Source organism: Pirellulaceae bacterium, from assembly GCA_019636385.1.
Lineage (GTDB): Bacteria > Planctomycetota > Planctomycetia > Pirellulales > Pirellulaceae > Aureliella.
On sequence record JAHBXT010000002.1, the window covers coordinates 1,034,357 to 1,040,271 of the forward strand.

The 5,915-nt window shown below is 51.7% G+C and carries 4 protein-coding genes and 1 pseudogene; 2 read left to right on the top strand and 3 right to left on the bottom strand.

Annotated features, from left to right (window positions below; genetic code table 11):
• Window positions 1-194: 194 nt before the first annotated feature.
• The 3 genes and pseudogenes from KF752_09440 to KF752_09450 form a co-directional block, all read right to left on the bottom strand.
• A pseudogene (locus KF752_09440) lies at window positions 195-1,129 on the bottom strand (transposase family protein).
• Between the two features lie 262 nt (window positions 1,130-1,391).
• The gene (locus KF752_09445; protein MBX3421764.1) at window positions 1,392-1,769 is read right to left on the bottom strand and encodes a hypothetical protein; all 378 of its coding nucleotides are present in this window, start codon (window positions 1,767-1,769) and stop codon (window positions 1,392-1,394) included.
• A gap of 285 nt (window positions 1,770-2,054) precedes the next feature.
• Window positions 2,055-2,843, bottom strand: coding sequence for a hypothetical protein (locus KF752_09450; GenBank protein ID MBX3421765.1), 789 nt, complete (start codon window positions 2,841-2,843; stop codon window positions 2,055-2,057).
• A 563-nt stretch (window positions 2,844-3,406) separates the two neighbouring features.
• On the opposite strand from KF752_09450, the gene KF752_09455 reads away from it, so the two are divergent.
• Together KF752_09455 and KF752_09460 are read left to right on the top strand one after the other, a co-directional pair.
• Window positions 3,407-4,192, top strand: coding sequence for a protein/band 7 family protein (locus KF752_09455; GenBank protein ID MBX3421766.1), 786 nt, complete (start codon window positions 3,407-3,409; stop codon window positions 4,190-4,192).
• Window positions 4,193-4,242: 50 nt separating this feature from the next.
• A complete protein-coding gene (locus KF752_09460; protein ID MBX3421767.1) occupies window positions 4,243-5,343 on the top strand; it encodes an NAD(+)/NADH kinase in 1,101 nt (366 codons plus the stop codon).
• Window positions 5,344-5,915: the final 572 nt, after the last annotated feature.

Genomic DNA, 5,915 nt, shown 5'->3' on the forward strand with positions numbered 1-5,915 from the left:
CAAATGGGAAATTTTTTGAAGGGAGCGCATCAGTTGCTAGTCCGATAGTTACTCGTCGGGCCTAAGTGTCGCAAGGAGCAGTACGAGACACAAGCCGCGAGGCCACGGTACCGCCCTGTGCAAAAACTGCGATCCGACATTTTGGTGGTTTTATGTGTAGTAGCCAGTATTTGATCTGACGACAATTGCCCAGATTACGCACTGGGCTGTAAGAGTTGGTCGAGCATTTTTTGATCAACCAACTGCTTAGAATCTTTGAAAGTTTGCATCGGAGTTTTTCCGAAGCAGTAGCGTCCGCTGTGAGGACGTTCTTCGTTGTAGTGCTGTAACCATTGATCGACATCCTGTTGCAATTGCTCGATCGATTCGTAGAGTTTTTTGCGAAAGGCAATCTGATAAAACTCTTGCAAAATCGTCTTGTGAAAACGCTCGCGAATACCATTGGTTTGCGGGCTCTTAGCTTTAGTTTTCGTGGTCGATATTCTCTAAGCTAAGTACAACTCGTACTCGTGATGTTCACGCGCCCCGCAGTACTCAATTACCACGATCGGTGAGAACACCTTGCGCGTACTTCTTCCTGCTCAAAGAATGGAATCACCTGATCATTGAGCATGTCGGCAGCTACAGGTGCGTTCTTGCGATCATAGAGTTTTGCAAACGCGACCCGTGTAGGTATCGATGACGGTCTGCTGGTAGATTCGTCCAACACCTTAATCGTTCCTACGTAGAAGGTGTCTTGAGCGACCAGGTATCGGGATGCTCGGTTTCGATTGACCATGCGCTCCTTTTTCCTGCTTGGCTTTCTCCAAGAGCAACGACTTGCTCTTCAGTAAGCGCGCCGCCACCCTCCTGAGCGATCTTGGCTTCGAGTGCTGTCAAGCGTTTCTTGAAAGTCTCAAGTCATGTCGCAGCCAGATACTGCGGACTCCGCCAGGCGATAGCAGAATGCCCTGCTTCTTGAGTTCGTTGCTGACACGCACTTGATATAGGCTGGCAGCTCAAAGGCCATCTTCAGCACGGCCTGTTCAACTTCAGGAGCCACACGCGATTCTTCAGCACGGGCTTCTTCTTAGAGATCTCCTTGAGCTTCCTCGCCGCCACTTCGTAGAAGCTGCTTGAAGCGATACAAGAACTATCTCTGGGTAACCGGAGTGAACACCTTGCAAGCCTCGGAGACATTCCCGAGCTTCTCAACCAGCTTAAGCATGCCGGTTTGTTTTCAATGATCTCTTACGTTCGGTAGTCATCTGACACTCCTTGTCCCTTTGTAAAGGGCCTATGTGAGCTCTTGCGCCGGCTGCTAGCATTCGTTTCGTTGCTGGTCGAGTAGGCACGTGAGTTGCTCCCCGCACCTCTCTGAGAACCGGACTTGTGGGCCCACATCCGGCTCCTCAAGCTGAACATGTTGAACAGCATAAGCTGTCCTTGGACCTGCGGCTGGCTGGAGTTCTTGCCATCGGACGGAGAGCGATACAAGCCGTCGCTCGAACCATGCGTTCGAAGTGACTTTGTGGACACAAACTGCTGCTTCGCTTCCAAACGCTACGAATCTGATAGGCGGTTTTCCAAGCTTGGCCCCGGGATACGCCGCGGGTTTGCAAATGACGGTACAGGTGACGTGAGCGTTTCTTCTGGCGGACTAAGATGGCTCGTAGCCGTCGCCGGATATGAGCATCAAAGTTGCTGAAGGAACTTGGGCTGGTGCATAACCGAAAGTATCCAACCCAACCCGTTAAATAGCGGTTGGCACGTTCGACGCGGCGAGCGATGAGTTACCCCATGTGCGAGGTGTTAGCTCGCGAATGCGGGCAGACAAATGTTGCTTTGTCTTAGCGGAGATACTGACTGAGATTGAGCCATCGGATGCTTTCCGCAGGCTAAAGCCAAGGAAGGAAGGTCAAATGGCTACCTAACTTTTCCGTATTCACCTGGAGGCGAAGGTGATCTTCGATGAATCGTTGCACGGATGCCATCACGCGTTTCTCCAGCCCTGTGACTGCGGACGAAAATACTGAAATCATCAGCATAGCGCGCGAAGCGAAGGCCACGACGACTTAACTCCAGTCGAGTTCGTCAGGACGACGTTCGAGAGGAGTGAAGGAGCGGACCGCCTTGCAGGGGCAACTTCTTGCGTCCGGAGAACTACTGCCATCTGGTAAGACGACTTTCGCTTTCAGCATCAAGGTAACTAGAATCAGCGCTTCGTTGCGTCCATCGCCGAGCTCACTGGGCCAAGCGGCTAAGCAAGCGTTGGTGATGAACTCGGTCGAAGAACTTGGAAAGATCAATATCGACCGTGGTGCCGTAACCTTCTGCGGAAAGCAACCCTTAGCTTCGGCGATCGCAGTCTGTGCACCGCGACGACGGCGAAAACCATGACTGCTGTTATGGAAGCTTGGTTCAAAGATCGGCTCCAGAACCTGGAGGACCGCCTGCTGAACAATTCGATCCACGACATTGGGAATGCCTAAACCTCTTTCGCCACCCCCGGGCTTGGGTATCCAAACTCGGCGAATGTCTCCAGGGATATAGGTCCCGTCCATCAAGGCTTGATGAAGATCGGCTAGCAACTGTGGAGCGTGCTCCACAGCCGACTCGACGCTTTCTCCATCGACGCCGGGAGCACCTTTATTCGATGCTACCTTGAGTAACGCATGTGCCAAGTTTGGCAACCAGGCTACTCGTTCCAGCAACCGACTGCGGTCAGTTGCTCGGGTGTCTTCTTCGCTCGTCAAATTGACTTCCGCTTGATGCTGCAAGTACTCTTGGCCAGGCAGATGCGTCTGCGGGCCGCGCGAACTCGCCCCTGAGCTCAGTAGAGCTTTAGGCCTGTCGGCAAACACGAATGTCAGTTGACGTGAATCAGACCTTTCAACTTGTCACCCCCTTCGCTCCACCGGCATTACCCGGCTTCATCACTACTATGGAGTGATCCGACTTCTCTATCGACTTTGGGCATTTGTCGTTTCCTCCGCCTGCCCTACCACATGCTTGTGGGAGACTGACTGTGGATCGATAGAGATCTCTTGGGGTAAGATTGAGTAATGTTCTGCCGCTCCCACCTCGACTACTCCCTGGCCTCGATCGGATATTGGGCGTTGTGTTCGTAGGCACACTAACCCAGGCCAGCAAGCCTGCTATGAGGTTCACTTGCGTTTGGTGCTGCAGTTCGCTAACAGCTTCCATCCCACATGGCCTCGCGGCATATGATACAACCTTGTTCGGTAGCTCATTCATGCAGTTGCTTTCACTCACGGTTACCTCCGATAGGTTCCGTAAAGGACTTTCACCTTCAATCACTCAACCATGCCCAACGCACCTGCGCAACTGCACTACTGCTAGCAACCGAAATACACTAACCTCTTTCCTTGGTTAATGTCAGATCAAGTTTTAACTATTACATGTCATGATTCAGGGAGAGCTCACCTATCGGATTGTGCAACCGAAGCGAGTAGCCGAAGTGCTGGACTATAGCGTCGATGCCAGAGGCAATTACCGAAGCGAAGACCCTACCAAGCTAAACGATCGACTAGTACATGCCTCGCAGGTTCTAGCCAAAGCCTTCGTACAGCGGTTCGCTCTACGGGAGTTACTAGTCAAGTCCAGCGAAATGACTGCCGAAGTCGCTCAAGGCATGGGGGCCTCTGAGGCGGTGACGCGATTGGGAATCGAAGTTCTGGACGTGTCGATTCTGGGAATCAAATCAAATCCCGAAATGTCAAAAGCGCTCCAGGCAGGCGCTCGCGAAGAGCTCTTGAGAAAAGCAGACGAAGCGGTATTCGCCCGACGGAATGCGTCTGTCGAAATGGAACGATCGATCAAAGAGAACGAATTAAAAACCGAGATCGCCGTCGAGCAGAAGAAGCGCGAAGTCCGTGAAACTCAAATGAGCACCGACATCGCACTAGAAGCCCAGCGGGCAACGCTGGTCGATAGTCGCACTGAAAATGAACGCAAAGAGGCTGAGTCCCGAGCCTTTGCCCTGCAACAAATTCTGGACCCCCTGAAGTCAATTGACTGGAAGACGCTGATGGCTGCCGGCGGAGGTGGCGATGCGAAACTGAATATTGCACTCGCCTTTCGAGAGCTGGCGGAAAATGCTGAGAAGATTGGTCAACTCAATATCTCTCCAGATCTGTTGGCGATGTTGACCCAGTCAGAATTACCCACCAATCCCAAACCGCATAAGTAAACCAAACTCTGTCTTGCGATTGTCACCCCGGTGTCTGTCATGCAAGACAAATGCTTTTTACCGCCGAGCTAAGGTCAGCCACAACTGCTGGGAATAAAAAGTTGAGCCACACGCCTGGAATTGTGATCGTTCGTCGACCGACACGCTTGGAAGGATTACGCCAACGGTGGGGAACGCTTGGACAAGCCCGCTTTGTCATGAGCAACCGGCAGAGTTTCTCAGAGCCGGCTAAATTCGAATCTGGCCTCAGCAAGACAGCCCAGGGACGAGTTGGTAATCGCCGATCGACTCAAACCGAACTTGGAGCAAAATCAGCCGCTACGATTGAACATGAAGTTTCATTTAGCGAATACGAACAGGAAGACACGATATACCAGCGAGTACTGGAGCGACTGGAAAGCGAACTCAGTTTTGGCGTCCCGATTTCTGTCGTCGACCGGTCACTGGTTCCAACCATGGACTTTTGGAAAATGGCAGTGGTTGTGGTGGTTGGCCAAGATGGATTGGTTGCCAATACGGCCAAATACGTCGGGGACGTGCCAATCATCGGTGTCAATCCAGATCCAATTCGATTCGACGGCATCTTGCTGCCGTTCAAAGTTGAACAAGCCAGGCGGGCGGTACAAAGAGTCCTCGATCAACAGGCGCAAATTCGTCGCGTCACCTTGGCGGAAGTCCTCCTCAATGACTCACAAAAGTTATTGGCCTTCAACGATTTTTTTGTGGGGCGAGCAAACCACGCCTCCGCACGTTACACCATTCAAACCAGCGGAAAGAGTGAAGCGCAAAGCTCAAGCGGAATTCTGATCTCCACTGGAGCCGGCTCTACAGGCTGGATGTCAAGTGTCTTCAATATGGCAGCGGGCGTAGCTCAGATGCTGGGAACTGAACTGGCCAGCAATATCTCATTGAGCTGGGAGGACCGTAAGCTTCTGTGGGCGGTTCGCGAGCCTTTTAAGAGCCAACGGACCCAGGCCACGCTTGTGGCGGGGGTGATTGACGAAGGTGAGGGTCTCATCATTGAATCGCTCATGCCCGATGGCGGGATCATCTTTTCAGATGGAGTCGACAGCGATTTTCTGCCATTCAATTCCGGCACAATTGCGAAAATCACCGCCAGTTCGCAGTGCGCTCACCTGGTCATTCCATAGATGAATGGCTGGACCCGCTTACTAGGACTTCCACTTGGCTCGCTGTTTCTGATGCCAGTCCTGATGTGTTAGATTTCTCACTTGCCAACTACCTTGAATTGGCCCTTGAGAAACCGATGCAATGGTGTCCATGCAGACTATGCAAACTGATGGCGTTTGAATGTCGGCGACACGACTAATGTGACTAATGCATGGCTGATTCGCCATATACCCAATCAAGCCACCAAGGAAATTCTGAATCATTTGGCGACACTCTACAAGAATTTTTTCGAGCAACAGTCATCGAGTACTCAGCCCAGATTTTGGGAATTTTGAAATTGTTGAACGCGCAATTCTATGGCTAGTTGCTACGCAAATCAGCAAGGCTTAAACTTCAGCGCAAGCGATGTTCAACGACATCTCCGAAGCATTTGCGTCATGCATGATACTGTCGCTACCCTACGAATAATTCGTAGTGACTCTGGTACTCGTTGAGATCACATCTGAGATTGTCGGCTTGTGTGATAGGGGATTCCAGTCGCCAATTGCTTCAATCAGCCTTTTCATACCGTACATTAATGCGTGAGCTTTCT